This is a genomic window from Streptomyces antnestii, from assembly GCF_004005495.1.
Classification (GTDB): Bacteria; Actinomycetota; Actinomycetes; order Streptomycetales; family Streptomycetaceae; genus Streptomyces; species Streptomyces antnestii.
Genome location: NZ_RZYA01000004.1, coordinates 213111 through 230227 on the forward strand (window position 1 = coordinate 213111; position 17117 = coordinate 230227).

The window sequence follows — 17117 nt, forward strand, 5'->3', positions numbered from 1 at the left end:
GCCGCGATGTGGAGCCGGATGGTGGCTGTTTATCGGTGGCCAGATGTTGATCACACCAATGGGTGATCATGAAGCGAAGCCCCCGTCTCCTGCGCGAGGACCACGAAGGATGAGCGCGACCGGCGCGACATCAATGCACAAAGGGGAATCTGGCATGACCACAGCGGTGAACGACCCGATCAGCAAGAAGCACGGGCTCGTCTTCGACACCCTCGACGCCGACAAGGACGGGTACCTCGCCTGGACGGACTACGAGGCCCTGATCGGCCGCTTCATCACGGCCTACAGCCTGACCAAGGACGACCGACGCGTCCAGAGCCTGAAGGTCGTCTTCCAGATGCAGTGGTCGGAATTGCGGCGCCACGCAGACGCCTCCGGCGATCGCCTCGACCGCGAGCAGTACGTGACGGCTTCGCGGCAGGTCAGCAACGACACCAGCCGGTTCAACGTCGCGGACAGCCACGCCCACGCAGTGTTCGACGTCATCGACACCGATGGGGACAACGAGATCAGCCAGGACGAGTTCACCCGCTACCTCAAGGACGTGTGGCAGGTGACCGCCCCTGCCATGGAGACCTTCGTGAGGATCGACACGGATGGGGACGGCGCCATCTCCAGGCAGGAGTTCATCCGGACGGTCCAGGAGTACCACTACTCCGAGGACCCTGACGCTCCGGGATCCTTGCTCTACGGTCGCGTCTAGGACCGGACCGCGGCCAGGCCCCGGCGTCACGACCAGACGCCGGGGCCTAGCAGTAGCGACCCCCATGGGGGGCAGCATTCACGGGGGCAGGGCCGTGCCGGCGCCGGACCCCCTGTCTCACCCCGCGCGTTCCCGCTCCCGTACCCCGTCCGGGTCCGCGCCGCTCGGCGGGGCCGGTAGGACCGGTAGCTCGGCCGTCACCGTGAAGCCGCGTGGGGCGGGGCCCGCCTCCAGGGAGCCGCCCGCCGCGGCGAGTCGTTCGGTCAGGCCGCGCAGGCCCGTGCCGCCGATGCCCGGCTCCGGCGGGTCGGCGGCGGCGCCGCGCCCGTTGTCGTGGACCCGGAGCCGGACCCGCTCCGGGCCCCCGTCCACCGAGATCTCGCAGCGCGCCGCCCCACTGTGGCGCACCACGTTCGTGACCGCCTCCCGCACCACCCAGCCGAGCAGCGCCTCCGTCTGTGCGGCGAGCGGCGGGCCCGACTGCCGTACGACGGGCTCGATCCCGGCCGCCGTGAGCGCCGAGCGGGCCCGGTCGAGTTCCGTGGTGAGGCTGCCCTCCCGGTAGCCGGTGACGGCCTCACGGATCTCGGTGAGCGCCTGCCGGCCCACGGACTCGATGTCGGAGACCTGGGTGAGCGCCGCGTCGAGGTCGCGGTGCGCGAGCCGGCGGGCCGCCTCCGACTTCACCACGATCACGGAGAGCGTGTGCCCGAGCAGGTCGTGCAGGTCCCGGGAGAACCGCAGCCGCTCCTTCTCCACCGCCCGATGCGCCAACTCCTCGCGTGCCGCGCGCAGTTCGCTCACCGCCTCGGACAGGGAGAGGATCGCGGCGGTCACCATCGTCGACAGGAACGTGCCGTACGCGATGTTGACCGCGTCCCAGCCCATGCCCTCCTTGAACGTGGCGACGCTCCCGGCGAAAACGCTCAGGCCGAGCCCGGCCAGGCCGAGGCGGCGACTCCTCAGGACCGAGCCCGCCGCGAGGCCGAACAGCGGGAAGAACACCAGCCAGCTGCCGCCGTAACCGATGGCGAGACCGCAGGTGAGGACGCCCATGGCGGTCAGCGCCAGGATCGTGGAGCGGGCCTCGCGCCGCCGCTTGTCGAACGCGCGGAACACGACCGCGATGTAGAGGGAGTTGAAGGCGAGCAGGCCGATGCCGCCGACCCACGGGTTGGCCGTCTTGCCCTGGAGGAGGTTCGAGAACGCGCCGAGCCCCATCAGGAGCCAGGGCAGCAGCGTGAATCCGCTGCGCGGCGGCCCCATGTCCTCCACTGTCCGGCCCGGCCTGCACGCGTCCCGGTCGGCCTTCCGCCGCGCGCGGGCGTCCCGCAGCTCACTGATCCGGCGGCCGGCCCGGCGCATCCAGGACATGACGTTCCCCGCTCCCCGTTCAGACGGTCCGGGCGGACCTGCGGTACGACACCACAGCGTACGAGCCGAAGGCCAGCAGCCAGGCGGCGAGCACGGCGACCGCGGCGGGCGCCGGAGCGTGTCCCTCGGCGACGGCCGTGCCGAGCTGCGCGAACCGGTTCGTCGGCGTGTACGACGACACGGACCGCAGCCAGCCGGGGAACAGGGTGATCGGGAACCACAGGCCGCCGAGGACCGCGAGGCCCAGGTTGCACACCATGTTCGCGACGCCCGTGGTCTGCGCGGTCAGCCGGTAGCCGTTGCCGAGCCCGAGCAGCGTGAAGGGGATCGAGCCGAGCCACAGCAGGACGGCGATGGCGGCCCACTGCCACACGTCCAGGCGCACCCCGTTGACCAGGCCGCCGGCAAGGAGCACCGCGGCGATCGACGGCAGCACCGTCACCGACCCGGTCAGCGCCCGCCCCGTCACCACCTGACGCGGAGTCATCGGGGTGACCCGCAGCTGCCGCAGCCACCCGATCGTCTTGTCCTCGGCGACCCCGCCGCCGGTGTTCAGGGCCGAGCCCACCGCGCCGTACGCGGCCATGCCGACCATGGAGACCGTCTTCCACGCGGGGTCGTTCTCGCCCAGGTTGGTGAACAGCAGGTACATCATCACCGGCATCCCGACACCGAAGATCACGAACCCGTGGTCGCGCAGGGTCCTGCGCACTTCGAGCCTCAGGTAGTCGATCATCGAACCGTCTCCAGATCCGTGTCGGAAGCGCCGGAAGCGCCGGAAGCGCCGGGAGTACCGGGAGTACCGGGAGTACCGGAAGCGCCGGGGGAGCTGCTTTCGGAAACGCTGTCAGATGCGCTGGTCAGCGCCATGAACGCGTCGTCGAGCGAGGCCGGGGCGACCTCCAGGCCCCGGATCGCGCCCAGCTCGGCGAGCGCGATCACCGTCGCGTCCGAGTCGTCCGTACGCAGCCTGGCCCGGTCCCCGCGGACCTCGACCGCGGTCACACCGGGCAGCAGCGAGAGCCCCTCCGTGCCGCGCCCGGCCAGGTCGAACGCGACGAGGCTGCCGCCCGCGGCCCGCTTCAGCTCCTCGCCGCTGCCGTCGGCGACGATCCGGCCGTGGTCGATCACGACGATCCGGTCGGCGTGGGCGTCGGCCTCCTCCAGGTAGTGCGTGGAGAACAGCACCGTGTGACCGCGCCGCGCGTACGCCCGCATCGACGCCCAGAACGCGTGCCGCGCCTCCACGTCCAGGGCCGCCGTCGGCTCGTCGAGCACGAGCAGGGCGGGGTTGCCCGCCAGGGCCACCGCGAAGCGGACCCGCTGGGTCTGGCCCCCGGACAGCTTGTCGACGCGCCGCCCGGCGAGCTCCTCGATCCCGGCGAGCGCCAGCGCCTCGCCGACCGGCATCGGCGCCGGGTAGCGGCCCGCCACGAAGGAGACCAGTTCGCGGACCGTGACCCGGGGGACCGCGCGGCCCTCCTGGAGCATCGCGCCGACGCGTCCGGCGCGCACGCTCTGCGCCACGGACGTGCCGAACAGCGATACCGAGCCCTCGTCGGGCTCGTCCAGGCCCAGCAGAAGGGCGATCGTGGAGGACTTGCCCGCGCCGTTGCGGCCGAGCAGGGCGACGGTCTCGCCGCGCCTGATCTCCAGATCGACCCCGTTCACGGCGCGTACCGCGCCGAACGTCTTGACCGCCCCCGTGAAGGACACGGCGACCGGTGGTGCCGGTGTCCCGTCTGTCTTCGTCATGACGACGACACTACGGACGGGGGCCGGTGCGGCGGCAGAGAATTGTGTACGCGGCCGGGCAGTACAAATGTCACGGCCGCCGGCTTCGGTCCCGTTCCGGTTCCGCTCCGGAACTCGTACGAGAGAATCTGACATGCCGTCAGGAGTCTTCCCAACTGCCGTGGTCTTGGCTATACATGGGATCGCCGGACTGGAACGCGTTCTAGAACGGGGCGGGCGCCTGACGCGTCACCCGTGTGCACCCGTGTTCGCCCGTGCTCCACCCGGCCCTGCAACGACCTCGGTGCGACCGACGGTGCGGACGGCCGCACCGAGGTCTTCCCCGCACAAGGAGTCTGTGTCTGATGCCGATCGACGCCGCCAAGGCCGTAGCTGCCGAACCCCGGTCCGCCGAGATCACCTGGGACCACAAGGACATCCAGCTCTACCACCTGGGCCTCGGAGCGGGCACCCCCGCCACCGACCCCGACGAGCTGCGCTACACCCTGGAGTCGAAGCTCCACGTCCTGCCCAGCTTCGCCACCGTCGCGGGCGCCGGCATGGGCGTCGTCGGCGGCCTCTCCGCACCGGGCATCGACGTCAATCTCGCCCACGTCCTGCACGGCGGCCAGACCGTCCAACTGCACCGCCCCATCCCCGTCAAGGGCAGCGCCACCTCCACCTCCCGCGTCGCCGCCGTCTACGACAAGGGCAAGGCCGCCATCCTCGTCCTGCGCACCGAAGTCGCCGATGCCGACGGCCCGTTGTGGACCGCCGACGCCCAGATCTTCGTCCGCGGCGAGGGCGGCTTCGGCGGCGACCGCGGACCCTCCACCCGCGTCGAGGCACCCACCGGCGACCCGGACAAGACCGTCGACCGCACCATCCGGGAGGACCAGGCCCTCCTCTACCGCCTCTCCGGCGACTGGAACCCCCTGCACGCCGACCCGGAGTTCGCCAAGCTCGCCGGCTTCGACCGGCCCATCCTGCACGGCCTGTGCTCGTACGGCATCACGCTCAAGGCCGTCGTCGACACGCTCCTCGACGGCGACGTGTCCCGCGTGCGCTCGTACGCGACCCGGTTCGCCGGCGTCGTCTACCCGGGCGAGACCCTGCGGATCCGCATGTGGCGCACCGAGGGCCGGATCCAGGTCACGGTCACGGCCGTCGAGCGCGACGAGGCACCCGTACTCGCCGACACCATCGTCGAACACGCCTGATCCACGCCTGATCCACGCCTGACCCACGCCCGACCCACCCCTGAGCCCTTCGAGACCCTCCGGGAGAGGAGCCGCACGTCATGCGCGCAGCCGTACTGCACGAGATAGGCCAGGACAAACTCGAGGTCCTCGACGACGTCGAGGCGGTGGGCTTCGGCCCCGGCAAGGTGAAGATCCGGATCCGGGCGACCGGCCTGTGCCACTCCGACGTGTCCGCGATGAACGGCGTGCTGCCCCAGCCCGCCCCCTTCATCCCGGGCCACGAGGGTGCCGGCGAGATCCTTGACGTCGGCGACGGCGTCACCCACGTCAAGCCGGGCGACCGCGTCCTCGTCTGCTGGCTGCCCGCGTGCGGCGCCTGTCCCTCCTGCAAGCGCGGCCAGACCCAGCTCTGCCTCGCCGGGTTCATGAACGCCGGCACCCCCAACTTCAAGCGCCCCGGCGGAGACGTCTTCGGCTTCGCCGGCACCGGCACCTTCACCGAGGAGGTCGTCGTCGACGCGGGCTGCGCCGTGCCCATCCCCGACGACGTGCCCTTCGACATCGCCGCGCTCATCGGCTGCGGCGTCACCACCGGACTCGGCGCCGCCATCAACACCGCGGATGTCGCGGCCGGTTCGTCCGTCGCCGTCATCGGCTGCGGCGGCGTCGGCATCTCCGCCATCCAGGGCGCCCGCCTCAAGGGCGCCGCCCAGATCATCGCCGTCGACCCCGTGGAATCCCGCCGCGAGGCCGCCCTCAAATTCGGCGCCACCGAAGCCGTCGCCCCGGACGCGCTCGCCGACGCCAAGCAGCGGATCACCGCAGGCGAGGGCTTCGACTACGTCTTCGAGGTCGTCGGCAAGTCCGCCACGGCCCGCACCGCCTACGAGACGACCCGCCGCGGCGGCACCCTGTGCGTCGTCGGCGCGGGCGCCCTCGACGACTTCCTCCAGCTCAACATGTTCGAGCTGTTCTTCGACGAGAAGAAGATCCTGCCGTCCATGTACGGCGGCGGCGACGTCCTGACGTCCTACGAGCGGGCCATCGCCCTGTGGCGCGCGGGCCGCATCGACCTGGAGTCCCTGATCACGCACCGGGTCCCCCTGGCGGAGATCAACGAGGCGCTCGACCAGATGAGGACGGGCGCGGCGCTGAGGACGTGCATCGAGATCTAGCTCCGCAGCCGGCCGCCGGGGAAGACGCGCCCCGCCAGTGACGCGGGGAACCGCGCGACCGGCCACGACGCAAGCCGCACGCACCGACGACACAGCAACCGGCAACGGCGAGAGGAAAGCCCCACCATGTCAACGCCGCTCCAGGGCCTCACCGCAATAGTCACCGGCGCGGGCCGCGGCCTGGGCCGCGCCGAGGCGCTCGAACTCGCCCGGCTCGGCGCATCCGTCGTCGTGAACGACTTCGGGCAGCCGGGCCGCGACGGCTCCGGCGGCGCGGACGCCACCCCGGCCGAGGAGGTCGCCGCCGAGATCCGGGCCGCGGGCGGACAGGCCGTCGCCCACCTCGGCGACGTCGCCGACCACGAACAGGCCCGCGCACTCGTCCAGTTGGCCGTCGACACCTACGGCAAACTCGACATCCTCGTCAACAACGCGGGCATCCTGCGCGACCGCATGATCTTCTCGATGAGCGAGGACGAGTGGGACTCGGTGATCCGCGTCCACCTCAAGGGCCACTTCAACACGACCCACTTCGCGTCCGTCCACTGGCGCGCCCGCTCCAAGGAGGCGGGCGGCCCGGTGTACGGCCGCATCGTCAACACCTCCTCCGAGGCGTTCCTCGCCGGCTCGGCCGGCCAGCCCAACTACGCGGCGGCCAAGGGCGGCATCGTCGGCCTCACCACGTCCACGGCCCTGGCACTCGCCAAGTACGGCGTCACGTCCAACGTCATCTGCCCGCGCGCCCGCACCCGGATGACCGAGGACGTCTTCGCGGGCTTCCAGGAGCCGGGGGAGGGTCAACTCGACCCGCTGGCACCCGAACACGTCGCCCCGCTCGTCGGCTACCTCGCGTCCCCGGCCGCGGGCAACGTCAACGGCCAGCTGCTCGTCGTGCACGGCGGTATCGTCGCCGTCGTCGAACGCCCCAAGGTCTCCGCCAAGTTCGACACCACGAAGGACGCGTTCAGTTACGAGGAGCTGGACGCCCTGCTCACCCCGCACTACGCGGACCGGCCGCCGAACGAGACGTTCGCCGCGGCGGAGGTGCTCGGGCTCAAGCACGCCTGACGCGACGACAAAGGGACCCGGAACCGTGTGGTTCCGGGCCCCTCTGTCATGCCGTTCAGCCCTGTTCGGACTGGACCCTGCGGTGCCGGCCTCGCGGCGCCGCGTTCTCGTCGCGCGAGGACACTCCACCACGGTGCCGGCCGGGACCGGCGGACCGGTCCGCCGCCTCCCTGGACTCCGCCGTGGTCATCTCCGCGTTCATCGTCTCGGCCATCGGAAACTCACCCCGTAACAAGATCCTTCGATACAGCCGGGCGAGTCTAACCGGCGGGCGCCGTCCGTGTCCCGGCGGTTGTCGCGCGTCGCCTGAGTCCCGCTAGAGGAGCCTGCTGGAGCGGCACCGGACGGGGCGCGGAAGGCGGCTCGGGCACCGCCCGCGCGACCGACTCGGCCTGATGGCAGGCGGGATGGCCGGCGGGATGGCCGGCGGAATGGTCGGCGGGATCCGGCACCGACGTCCGTGCGACACCGCACGGCACGACCCCGGTGGAGTACGGGAGTTGCAGCTCGCCGTCACGCGTCCACAGCCCTGCGCCCGCCAACCAGCCCTGTGGGGCGGCGACTTGGTGCAGCCGCCGTTCCGCGGGCCGCCACAGTCCCAGCCAGGTGCCCGCCGCGCCGTCGATCCGCAGCGCCACCGCACAGCTCTCCGGCATCAGCGTCTGACCCGGCTGGATCGCGAACGGCGTCACCGCGCAGTCGTCGAGGCGCAGACACTCGGGGAAGCGCACCGGCAGCGTCGAGCCAAGCACGCCCCAGCCGAGGCGCTCATGGCCGGGCGACGGCGCGTCCGAGCGGAGCAGCAGCAGCCCGCTGTCCGGGTCGGCCAGCAGCAGCCGGTCCGCGCTGCCGTCCGTGATCTGCAGCAGCGGCGTCACCTCGCCGCCCCGCCCCAGGTCCACGGCGACCGCCTTGGCGGGACCACCGTCGAGTGAGCGGTCCAGGGCCAGCATCCGGCCCGTACGGTCCAGCCACACGCCGCCCGTGCAGTGCCCCGGGATCTCGGTCACGCACTCGGGCCCGAACGCGCCGCCCGCGACCCGCCACAGCGTCGTCGACGTCTCGCCCACGGCGACGGCGTACGCGCACCTGCCGTCCGGCGCCGGCGGTAACAGGGCCAACTCCCCGCATTCCACGGCCCCGAGAGGCACCTCGCCCGTCCCGGGGCCGGTCGGATACAGCAGCGAGAACGCGTGCCGTCCGTCCACCACGCGCCGGATGAGCACCCGCCCGTCGCCCATGGGCGCCACCTCGGTCCCGGGCTCCTCCGGCTGATTCCCGGGCAACGGCACGGCGTACGGCTCGGGCCCGTCCAGGGTCCAGCGCTCCGGGAACCACGACGTCCCGTCGCAGGCGAGCCGCGCGGCGTAGGCCCCGTCGGCGGTGAGGACGCAGGCGGCGGGTGGGGGAGTGGGGGGTGAGGTGGGGGTGTGTGGGGTGGCTGTGGGTGGGGCGGGCGTGGGTGCCGGTGGGGCGGGCGTGGGCACGGGCGCGGCGGGCATCGGGGGAGCGGCCGTCGGCCGGGCGGGTACGGGGGCAGTGGCCGTCGGCAGGACCGGTGTCAGGGGGCCGGGCGTCGGGGGAGCGACGTTCGGGGAAGCGGCCGTGGGCCGGGTGGGCGCGAGGGGGCCGGGCATCCGGGGGGCCGGGGCGGCGGGCGTCGTCGTAGGCGCGGCGGGCGCGGCGGGCGCCGCAGGCATGTCGGGCGTGGCAGCTATGGCAGGTGCGGCGGACTCGGCGTCCGACGGGTTGCCCGCGCGCGGGGGGCCGCTCGGCTCCTGGGCGGCCCGTGGGTCCTGGGCGGCCCGTGGGTCCTGGGCGGCCCGTGGCTCCTGCGTGGTGCCGGGGACCTGGGGGGACCGCCCGGGCTGCTCGTCCGCACGGCCGCGGGCGGCGTCCTGCGCCACCCCGCGTCCCAGCGCCCGCCGGTGTTCCTGTCGCGGCCCGTCGTGCGGGACCCGTTCCTTCTCCACGGCGTGGCCGCTCTCCGGGGGCTCCCCGGTGCCGTCGTCCTGCCGGTGCTCAGGGGTCCGCGCGCTGTCCGGGACCGCGGGTCCCTCCTCCCGGGCCGGGTCGGGGTCCGGGGCCTCCCCGCTGTCCGGGTCCGGTCCGCACGCCGGGCCCGGTCCACTCTCCGGGCCCGCTCCGCTCTCCGGCTCCGTCGTGGGCTCGATCGCCAAGGCCGTCATGGGGATCACTCACCTCCGGTTCGTCCGAGCCGAAGCTAGTTTTCGCACGCGCTGCCGTGGCACTCGCGGCCCAGGCTTCACACCAAAGGGTGGCCATGTCCGTATCTGCCTGAAAGGCGTGGGTCGGATGTGCTTGCACGTCCGGGAGGGCTGGCGTCAGCGCCGCGAACTCCGTCCTCGACGACCTGCGCGGCCACCACGCCAAGTAGCCGACCGTCCGCGTCCGGTAGCGGTACGTGAGCCCGTACCGCTACCGGACCCGGACGGACGTGAGGCAGGGCCGAGGGGGTGAGGAGGGAAGGTAGCCTTTCACCGTGCCCCGTCTGTCTGAAGTCATCGCCGCGCTCGAGAAGCTGTGGCCCCCCGAGCGGGCCGAGTCGTGGGACGCGGTCGGTACGGTCGCCGGCGACCCCGACGCCGAGGTCACGCGGGTCCTGTTCGCCGTGGACCCCGTCCAGGAGACCGTCGACGAGGCGGTGAAGCTGGGCGCGGACCTCCTGGTCACGCACCACCCGCTCTATCTGCGCGGCACGACGACCGTCGCCGCCTCCACGTTCAAGGGTCGTGTCGTCCACACCCTGATCAAGAACGACGTCGCGCTGCACGTCGCGCACACCAACGCCGACCGCGCCGACCCGGGAGTCTCCGACGCGCTCGCCGGCGCCCTCGACCTGCGCGTCACCGGCCCCCTCGTACCGGACCCGACCGACCCCGCGGGCCGCCGCGGACTCGGCCGGATCTGCGAGCTCGAACACCCCGTCACCCTGCGCGAACTGGTCGGGCGGGCCGCCGACCGGCTGCCCGCCACCGCCCAGGGCATCCGCGTATCCGGCGACCTCGAAGCGACGATCCGCACGGTCGCCGTCAGCGGCGGCTCCGGCGACAGCCTCTTCGCCGACGTGCGCGCCGCGGGCGTCGACGCCTTCCTCACCGCGGACCTGCGCCACCACCCCGCCTCCGAGGCCCGCGAGCAGAGCCCCCTCGCGCTGCTCGACGCCGCGCACTGGGCCACCGAACAGCCTTGGTGCGAGCTGGCCGCAGCCCAGCTCGACGAGATCTCCGACCGCAGCGGATGGGGACTTCGCGTCCACGTCTCGAAGACGGTCACCGACCCCTGGACCGCCCACGCGGCGTCCAACGCCACACCGATCCCAACTGGAGCCCCCAACTGAACGCCGCGCCCGCCGACCAGATCCGACTCCTCGACGTCCAGGCCCTGGACGTACGACTGTCGCAGCTCGCCCACAAGCGCAAGTCGCTGCCCGAGCACGCCGAGATCGAGTCGCTGAACAAGGACCTCACGCAGCTGCGCGACCTGCACGTCGCCGCGCAGACCGAGGAGAGCGACTGCGCCCGCGAGCAGACCAAGGCCGAGCAGGACGTCGACCAGGTCCGCCAGCGCGCCGCCCGCGACCAGCAGCGCCTCGACTCCGGCGCCGTCACGTCCCCCCGGGACCTGGAGAACCTCCAGCACGAGATCGCCTCGCTCGCCAAGCGCCAGGGTGACCTGGAGGACGTCGTCCTCGAGGTCATGGAGCGCCGCGAGTCCGCGCAGGAGCGTTTCGAGGAGCTGACCGGCCGGGTCGCCTCCGTCGAGGGCAAGATCAACGACGCGACGGCCCGCCGCGACGCCGCGTTCGAGGAGATCGACGGCGAGGTCGCCTCGGTCACCAAGGAGCGCCAGGTCATCGCCGGTTCCGTCCCCGAGGACCTGCTGAAGCTCTACGACAAGCTGCGCGCGAAGGAGGCCGGCGTCGGTGCGGCCCGCCTCTACCAGCGCCGCTGCGAGGGCTGCCAGCTGGAGCTGAACATCACCGAGCTCAACGAGGTGCGCGCCGCCGCCCCCGACGAGGTCGTGCGCTGCGAGAACTGCCACCGGATCCTGGTGCGCACGTCCGAGTCCGGCCTGTAGGAGCCTTCGTCGTGCGGGAGTTCATCGTCGAGGCCGACGGCGGTTCCCGGGGCAACCCGGGTCCCGCGGGCTACGGCTCGGTCGTCATCGACGCGGCGACGGGGGAGACCCTGGCGGAGGCCGCCGAGTACATCGGTATCGCGACGAACAACGTCGCCGAGTACCGGGGGCTCGTGGCCGGCCTGCGCGCCGCCCATGCCCTCGACCCGGCCGCCGCCGTCCACGTACGCATGGACTCCAAGCTCGTCGTCGAGCAGATGTCGGGCCGCTGGAAGATCAAGCACCCCGACATGCGCCCCCTCGCCGCGGAGGCGTCGACCGTCTTCCCGTCGGCGCAGGTGACGTACGAGTGGATCCCGCGCGAGCGGAACAAGCACGCGGACCGGCTCGCCAACGAGGCGATGGACGCGGGCAAGCGGGGCGAGCAGTGGTCCGCCGCCCGGTCCACGGCCGAACTCGACGTGCCGAAGCCCTCGGGCCCGCCAGGGGACGCGGCGGCCGGCGCGGCGAAGGCGCGGGCCGCGCTCGCGGGGACACGGGGCGGTGCCGGGGCGGACGTGCGGGCCGCGCAGAACGTGGCGGCCCCGGCCACGACCACGGCTCCCGCTGCTTCCACGACCGCCGCGCCCGGCTGGTCGGGAGCTCCCGATCTCGGCGCGCCCGCCACCTTCGTACTCCTCCGCCACGGGGAGACCGCGCTGACGCCCGAGAAGCGGTTCTCCGGCTCGGGCGGCGGTGACCCCGAGCTGTCCGCGGCGGGACGCGAGCAGGCCGAGCGGGTCGCGGCCGCGCTCGCCGCGCGCGGCACCGTCGAGGCGATCGTGTCGTCGCCGCTCAGGCGCTGCCAGGAGACGGCGGGGGCCGTCGCCGCGCGCCTCGGGCTCGACGTGCACATCGAAGAGGGCCTGCGCGAGACCGACTTCGGGGCGTGGGAGGGGCTCACCTTCGGGGAGGTCCGCGAGCGCTACCCGGACGACATCAGCGCCTGGCTCTCCTCGTCGAAGGCGGAGCCGACCGGGGGCGGCGAGAGCTTCGCGGCGGTCTCCCGCCGGGTCGCCGCGGCCCGGGACCGGCTCGTGGGCCAGTACGCGGGCCGCACGGTCCTCCTGGTCACGCACGTCACGCCCATCAAGACGCTGCTGCGCCTCGCGCTGGGCGCGCCGCCGGAGTCACTGTTCCGGATGGAGCTCTCGGCGGCGTCGCTCTCGGCGGTCGCGTATTACCGGGACGGGAACGCGAGCGTGCGGCTTTTCAACGAGACGGCACACCTGAGGACGAACAACCCGTCCGGCGTCTGAGGACGAGGGGCGCGGGGGTTCGGGGGCGCGAGGGTTCGGGGGTTTCGGGGGCGGGGCCTCCGAGATCAGCGCAGGCCGGCCGCTTCGTGGGCCAGCGTCTCGATCCGCGCCCAGTCCTTGGCCGCCACCGCGTCCGCAGGAAGCATCCAACTGCCGCCCACACAGCCCACGTTCTTCAGTGCCAGGTACGAGGGCGCCGAGCCGAGGGAGACCCCGCCGGTCGGGCAGAAGCGCGCCTGAGGCAGGGGGCCCGCGAGGGACTTCAGATACGGCACACCACCGGCGGCCTCGGCCGGGAAGAACTTCATCTCGCTCACCCCGCGCTCCAGGAGCGCCACGACCTCGGACGTCGTGGAGACGCCCGGCAGGAACGGCACCCCGGACGCCTTCATCGCGTCGAGCAGCGCGTCCGTCCAGCCGGGGCTGACGAGGAAGCGCGCGCCGGCGGCGACGGAGTCGGCGACGTTCCGCGGCGAGATGACCGTGCCCGCGCCGACGACGGCGTCCGGCACCTCGGCGGCGATGGCGCGGATCGCGTCGAGCGCGGCCGGGGTCCGCAGCGTCACCTCGATCGCCGGCAGGCCACCCGCGACGAGCGCCCGCGCGAGCGGCACGGCGTCGGCGACGTCCTCCACGACGACGACGGGGACGACGGGGGCGAGATCGAGCACGGAGGATTCAGTCATGGGGCCATCCTGCCCCGGCGCGAGCAGCATGCGCAAAGACCGTTGCGCATGCTGCAATGCCTGCTTCTACCGGCTCACGCCCACCGGCTCACGTCGCTGGCTCACGCCCACCGGCTCACGTCGCTGGCTCACGTCACCCGGCTCACGTCGCTGGCTCACGTCACCCGGCTCACGTCGCTGGCTCACGTCACCCGGCTCACGTCGCTGGCTCACGTCAGCCGGCTCACGCCAACCGGCTCACGTCAGTGGATCTGCGTCACCACGACATCGAGCGCCCACGCCGTCCCCGCCTTCGCGGGCGCCTTCGCCTCCACCACGTAGCCCAGATCCCGCAGCGCCTCGACCAGCTCGGCCGGGCCCGCGGGCGCGACACCGGTCTCCAGGAGCGTGCGCACGATCCGGCCCTTCGTCGCCTTGTTGAAGTGCGAGACGACCGACCGCTTCTCCATGCCGGTCACCGGGTCGGTCTGCGCGTGCAGCACCCGCACCGTCGCCGTACGCCCCGCGACCTCACCCTTCGGCTTCCACGCGCCCGTGTACGCCGACGAGCGCAGGTCGAGCACGAGCCCGTCCCCGGCAGCCTCCGGCAGCACCTCGGCCATCGGCGCCCGCCAGTGCGCGCCGAGCGCGCCGAGCCCCGGCAGCTTCACGCCCATCGAGCAGCGGTACGACGGGATCCGGTCGCTCACCCGCACCGCGCCCCACAGGCCGGAGAAGACGAGCAGCGAACGCGCCGCCCGGCGCTTCGCCGCCGCGTCCAGGGTGGCGAGACCCAGGGCGTCGTAGAGGACACCGGTGTAGATCTCCCCGGCGGGACGCGCGCCCGCCGTACGCAGCTCCGCGTTCTTGGCGACCTCGCCGCGCAGCCCCTCGCTGAGACCGAGGACGTCGCGCGCCTTGTCCTCGTCGGCGGCGCACAGCTCGACCAGCTCGTCGAACACGGCCTGCCGCGCCCCGGCGAGCCCCGGCAGGGACAGCGACTCAGGCTTCAGCGGGGCGCCGCGGCCCGACGGGGCCTTGCCTTCGGACGGCGGCAGCAGCACGAGCACGATCGGACTCCTCGGGGCGGTGGCGCGTAACGCGTGACGGGGGTGCGGGCCGTGCGGGGCCCCTGCGAAAGGGTACGGAAAAGCACGGGGTGCCGACCGCCCCGCCCCGTCCTACGCTCGGTGCATGCCCCGCCGTCATCTCCGTGTGACCGGCGCAGCCGAGGCCCCGCTGCGCGCCGCACTGCGTGACCTGCGTACGTCCCTCGGCGTGCCCGGGGCCTTCCCGGCCGACGTCCTCGCCGAGGCGGAACGGGCCGCGGCGGCCCCGCACCCGCCCCCACCCTCGCCGCAGCCGGTCCGGGACGCCACCGACATCCCCTTCTTCACGATCGACCCGCCCACCTCCGTCGACCTCGACCAGGCCATGCACCTGTCGCGCCGCGCCGCCGGCGGCTACCGCGTCCGCTACGCCATCGCCGACGTCGCCGCGTACCTCACGCCCGGCGCACTCCTCGACGGCGAGGCCCACCGCCGCGTCACCACCCTCTACTTCCCCGACGGGAAGGTCCCGCTGCACCCGGCCGTGCTCAGCGAAGGCGCCGCCAGCCTCCTGCCCGGCCAGACCCGCCCCGCCGTCCTGTGGACCCTCGACCTCGACGCCGACGGGCGCACCGTCGCCACCGACGTCACCCGCGCCACCGTCCGCAGCCGCGCCAAACTCGACTACGAAGGCGTACAGCGGGCGATCGACGACGGCACCGCCGAGGAACCCGTAGCCCTCCTGCGCGACATCGGCCGCCTGCGCGAACAACGGGAGACCGAGCGCGGCGGCATCTCCCTCAACGTCCCCGAACAGGAGATCACCGAACGCGACGGCCGCTACGTCCTCGGCTACCGCGCCCCGCTCCCCGCCGACGGCTGGAACGCGCAGATCTCCCTGCTCACCGGCATGGCCGCCGCCGACCTCATGCTCGCCGCCGGCACCGGCATCCTGCGCACCCTGCCCGCCGCCCCCGACGGAGCCGTCGGCCGCCTGCGCCGCACGGCCGTCGCCCTGCGCATCGACTGGCCCCACCACGTCCCGTACGCGCAGCTCGTCCGCTCGCTCGACCCCCGGCAGCCGCACCACGCGGCGTTCCTCCAGGAGTGCACGACGCTCCTGCGCGGCGCGGGCTACACCGTGTTCAGCGGCGGCACGCTCCCCGGCCTCACCGTCCACTCCGCCGTCGCCGCGCCCTACGCCCACTGCACGGCCCCACTGCGCCGCCTCGCCGACCGCTACGCCTCCGAACTGTGCCTGGCCGCGTCCGCGGGCAGCCCGCCCCCGGAGTGGGTGCTCGCGGCGCTGCCCGCCCTGCCGAAGGAGATGGCGGACGGCGCGCGCCGGGCCAACACGGTCGAGCGCGAGTGCGTCGACATCGTCGAGGCCGCGCTCCTCAAGGACCGGATCGGCGAGACCTTCGACGCGTGCGTGGTCGACGTGATGGACGACGAACCCTCCATCGGCACCGTCCAGTTGACCGACCCGGCGGTCGTCGCCCGCATCGAGGGCGGCACGGCACCGCTGCCGCTGGGGGAGCGGCTGCGCGTACGCCTGACACAGGCGGCCCCGGGCACGGCAAAGGTGCAGTTCGCTCCCGCCTGAGCGCCGGGTAGCATGGTCGGCACGGCAGACGAGCCGGGCGGACGGTCGCGTGAGGGCCCCTTTCACGAGGGATTCTCCCGAGGAACGTCCGGGCTCCACAGGGCAAGGTGGTGGCTAACGGCCACCCGGGGTGACCCGCGGGACAGTGCCACAGAAAACAGACCGCCGGGGACCGTGAGGCCCTCGGTAAGGGTGAAACGGTGGTGTAAGAGACCACCAGCGCCTGAGGTGACTCAGGCGGCTAGGTAAACCCCACCTGGAGCAAGGTCAAAAGGAAGCGCCGCTTTGTAAAAGGCAGCGGTTCTGCGCGGACGTTCGAGGGCTGCCCGCCCGAGTCCGCGGGTAGACCGCACGAGGCCGGCGGCAACGCCGGCCCTAGATGGATGGCCGTCTCCCCGGCCGCCGCGAGGCGACCGGGCGACAGAACCCGGCGTACAGCCCGACTCGTCTGCCCCTTCACTTCTGGCCCTTCACGTCCGCCCCTTCAAGGGGAGTCCGGGACACCTCGTTCGAGGTAGCGCTATCCGGCCAAAAAGTTGACGGGCACCTGACAATTCAAGGTCCCTGTGGGACCTTCCATGACGCTCACACCCCACAGAGACGCGGCCAGAAGGAGCGACATGAGGCAGTTCTCGACCCTCTCGTGTGTCACCGCCCTGATCATCGCGGCCACCGCCGGAGCGGCTACGGCCGCGACCTCCGGAACCACCGCGACGCAACAGGTCGACGGCGTGATCGTCGTCGCGGGCAACACCTGCACCTGGACCAACGCCCGGACCAGCGCCAACCCGCCCACCGCGCTGTCCATCGACCGAACCAGCATCAACAATCCGGGCGGCAACCTGAGCTGTACCGGGGGCATCACCGCCGCCCTCAACAACAACCCCAACGTCACCTTCGACGACGCGGCCGGCCACGCGACGGCCGACGTCATCGACATCACCGGAACGATGAGCGGCATCTCCTGCCGCTACAAGGCGACCAACACCCTGTGGAACCGCGACACGACCACCCGCAAGTACGTGAACCAGGCGTTCACCGCGACGAAGACCTCCGGCAGCTTCCTCTGCCCGGGATCGGTCTCCACCGCCGCCGGTGACGCCTCCCTGCTCTTCCACTGACACCTGGTGACGTGACGATGC

At 72.7% G+C, this 17117-nt stretch carries 16 protein-coding genes and 1 other RNA gene; 10 read left to right on the forward strand and 7 right to left on the reverse strand.

Features of this window, described 5'->3' with window-relative positions; translation table 11 throughout:
• Positions 1–154: 154 nt before the first annotated feature.
• Positions 155–703, forward strand: a complete 549-nt coding sequence (locus tag EOT10_RS11370) for an EF-hand domain-containing protein (protein ID WP_127827998.1) — start codon at positions 155–157, stop codon at positions 701–703.
• Positions 704–820: 117 nt separating this feature from the next.
• Here EOT10_RS11370 and EOT10_RS11375 read toward each other — a convergent pair whose 3' ends face one another.
• From EOT10_RS11375 to EOT10_RS11385, 3 genes are read right to left on the reverse strand one after another with little or no spacing between them, the layout of a single operon-like run.
• Positions 821–2077, reverse strand: a complete 1257-nt coding sequence (locus tag EOT10_RS11375) for a sensor histidine kinase (protein ID WP_127827999.1) — start codon at positions 2075–2077, stop codon at positions 821–823.
• A gap of 19 nt (positions 2078–2096) precedes the next feature.
• A complete protein-coding gene (locus EOT10_RS11380; protein WP_127828000.1) occupies positions 2097–2813 on the reverse strand; it encodes an ABC transporter permease in 717 nt (238 codons plus the stop codon).
• Positions 2810–3832, reverse strand: coding sequence for an ABC transporter ATP-binding protein (locus EOT10_RS11385; RefSeq protein WP_127828001.1), 1023 nt, complete (start codon positions 3830–3832; stop codon positions 2810–2812). Before EOT10_RS11385 ends, EOT10_RS11380 begins: the two co-directional genes overlap by 4 nt.
• Positions 3833–4176: 344 nt before the next feature.
• Here EOT10_RS11385 and EOT10_RS11390 point away from each other — a divergent pair, with 344 nt between their 5' ends.
• From EOT10_RS11390 to EOT10_RS11400, 3 genes are all read left to right on the forward strand, one after another.
• Positions 4177–5031 (forward strand): MaoC/PaaZ C-terminal domain-containing protein, encoded by an 855-nt coding sequence (locus EOT10_RS11390; RefSeq protein ID WP_127828002.1) that lies wholly within the window; start codon positions 4177–4179, stop codon positions 5029–5031.
• A gap of 80 nt (positions 5032–5111) precedes the next feature.
• Entirely contained in the window at positions 5112–6188 is a 1077-nt protein-coding gene (locus EOT10_RS11395) for a Zn-dependent alcohol dehydrogenase (RefSeq protein ID WP_127828003.1), read from the forward strand.
• Between the two features lie 126 nt (positions 6189–6314).
• Positions 6315–7256, forward strand: a complete 942-nt coding sequence (locus EOT10_RS11400; RefSeq protein ID WP_127828004.1) for a 3-oxoacyl-ACP reductase — start codon at positions 6315–6317, stop codon at positions 7254–7256.
• A 55-nt stretch (positions 7257–7311) separates the two neighbouring features.
• Here EOT10_RS11400 and EOT10_RS41270 read toward each other — a convergent pair whose 3' ends face one another.
• Both EOT10_RS41270 and EOT10_RS11405 read right to left on the reverse strand, forming a co-directional pair.
• Positions 7312–7470: a hypothetical protein gene (locus EOT10_RS41270; protein ID WP_189491439.1), complete on the reverse strand. Its 159-nt coding sequence runs from the start codon at positions 7468–7470 to the stop codon at positions 7312–7314.
• 46 nt (positions 7471–7516) lie between these two features.
• Positions 7517–8758, reverse strand: coding sequence for a hypothetical protein (locus tag EOT10_RS11405; protein ID WP_223280947.1), 1242 nt, complete (start codon positions 8756–8758; stop codon positions 7517–7519).
• 1001 nt (positions 8759–9759) lie between these two features.
• On the opposite strand from EOT10_RS11405, the gene EOT10_RS11410 reads away from it, so the two are divergent.
• The 3 genes from EOT10_RS11410 to EOT10_RS11420 are packed head-to-tail and all read left to right on the forward strand — an operon-like array spanning position 9760 to position 12655.
• Complete coding sequence (locus tag EOT10_RS11410; RefSeq protein WP_127828005.1) at positions 9760–10617, forward strand: Nif3-like dinuclear metal center hexameric protein; 858 nt, start codon at positions 9760–9762, stop codon at positions 10615–10617.
• Entirely contained in the window at positions 10614–11357 is a 744-nt protein-coding gene (locus EOT10_RS11415) for a zinc ribbon domain-containing protein (protein WP_189491473.1), read from the forward strand. Before EOT10_RS11410 ends, EOT10_RS11415 begins: the two co-directional genes overlap by 4 nt.
• Positions 11358–11368: 11 nt before the next feature.
• Entirely contained in the window at positions 11369–12655 is a 1287-nt protein-coding gene (locus EOT10_RS11420; protein WP_127828007.1) for a bifunctional RNase H/acid phosphatase, read from the forward strand.
• A 65-nt stretch (positions 12656–12720) separates the two neighbouring features.
• Here EOT10_RS11420 and eda read toward each other — a convergent pair whose 3' ends face one another.
• Positions 12721–13341 (reverse strand): bifunctional 4-hydroxy-2-oxoglutarate aldolase/2-dehydro-3-deoxy-phosphogluconate aldolase, encoded by a 621-nt coding sequence (eda, locus tag EOT10_RS11425; RefSeq protein ID WP_127828008.1) that lies wholly within the window; start codon positions 13339–13341, stop codon positions 12721–12723.
• Between the two features lie 242 nt (positions 13342–13583).
• The gene (gene yaaA, locus EOT10_RS11430; RefSeq protein WP_127828009.1) at positions 13584–14390 is read right to left on the reverse strand and encodes a peroxide stress protein YaaA; all 807 of its coding nucleotides are present in this window, start codon (positions 14388–14390) and stop codon (positions 13584–13586) included.
• Between the two features lie 124 nt (positions 14391–14514).
• On the opposite strand from yaaA, the gene EOT10_RS11435 reads away from it, so the two are divergent.
• The 3 genes from EOT10_RS11435 to EOT10_RS11445 all read left to right on the forward strand — a co-directional run bounded on the left by EOT10_RS11435 (position 14515) and on the right by EOT10_RS11445 (position 17096).
• Entirely contained in the window at positions 14515–15975 is a 1461-nt protein-coding gene (locus EOT10_RS11435) for an RNB domain-containing ribonuclease (protein WP_127828010.1), read from the forward strand.
• Between the two features lie 29 nt (positions 15976–16004).
• An RNA gene (gene rnpB, locus EOT10_RS11440) (RNase P RNA component class A) lies at positions 16005–16426 on the forward strand.
• Between the two features lie 169 nt (positions 16427–16595).
• On the forward strand, positions 16596–17096 hold the full coding sequence (locus tag EOT10_RS11445) for a hypothetical protein (protein WP_127828011.1): 501 nt from the start codon (positions 16596–16598) through the stop codon (positions 17094–17096).
• The last annotated feature ends 21 nt before the right edge of the window (positions 17097–17117 follow it).

Excerpts from the sequence above, each read along its gene's own strand:
- EOT10_RS11370 (WP_127827998.1), top strand. The coding sequence starts at position 155 with ATGACCACAGCGGTGAACGACCCGATCAGCAAGAAGCACGGGCTCGTC.
- EOT10_RS11375 (WP_127827999.1), bottom strand. The coding sequence starts at position 2,077 with ATGTCCTGGATGCGCCGGGCCGGCCGCCGGATCAGTGAGCTGCGGGAC.
- EOT10_RS11380 (WP_127828000.1), bottom strand. The coding sequence starts at position 2,813 with ATGATCGACTACCTGAGGCTCGAAGTGCGCAGGACCCTGCGCGACCAC.
- EOT10_RS11385 (WP_127828001.1), bottom strand. The coding sequence starts at position 3,832 with ATGACGAAGACAGACGGGACACCGGCACCACCGGTCGCCGTGTCCTTC.
- EOT10_RS11390 (WP_127828002.1), top strand. The coding sequence starts at position 4,177 with ATGCCGATCGACGCCGCCAAGGCCGTAGCTGCCGAACCCCGGTCCGCC.
- EOT10_RS11395 (WP_127828003.1), top strand. The coding sequence starts at position 5,112 with ATGCGCGCAGCCGTACTGCACGAGATAGGCCAGGACAAACTCGAGGTC.
- EOT10_RS11400 (WP_127828004.1), top strand. The coding sequence starts at position 6,315 with ATGTCAACGCCGCTCCAGGGCCTCACCGCAATAGTCACCGGCGCGGGC.
- EOT10_RS41270 (WP_189491439.1), bottom strand. The coding sequence starts at position 7,470 with ATGGCCGAGACGATGAACGCGGAGATGACCACGGCGGAGTCCAGGGAG.
- EOT10_RS11405 (WP_223280947.1), bottom strand. The coding sequence starts at position 8,758 with ATGCCCGCCGCGCCCGTGCCCACGCCCGCCCCACCGGCACCCACGCCC.
- eda (WP_127828008.1), bottom strand. The coding sequence starts at position 13,341 with ATGACTGAATCCTCCGTGCTCGATCTCGCCCCCGTCGTCCCCGTCGTC.
- EOT10_RS11435 (WP_127828010.1), top strand. The coding sequence starts at position 14,515 with ATGCCCCGCCGTCATCTCCGTGTGACCGGCGCAGCCGAGGCCCCGCTG.
- EOT10_RS11445 (WP_127828011.1), top strand. The coding sequence starts at position 16,596 with ATGAGGCAGTTCTCGACCCTCTCGTGTGTCACCGCCCTGATCATCGCG.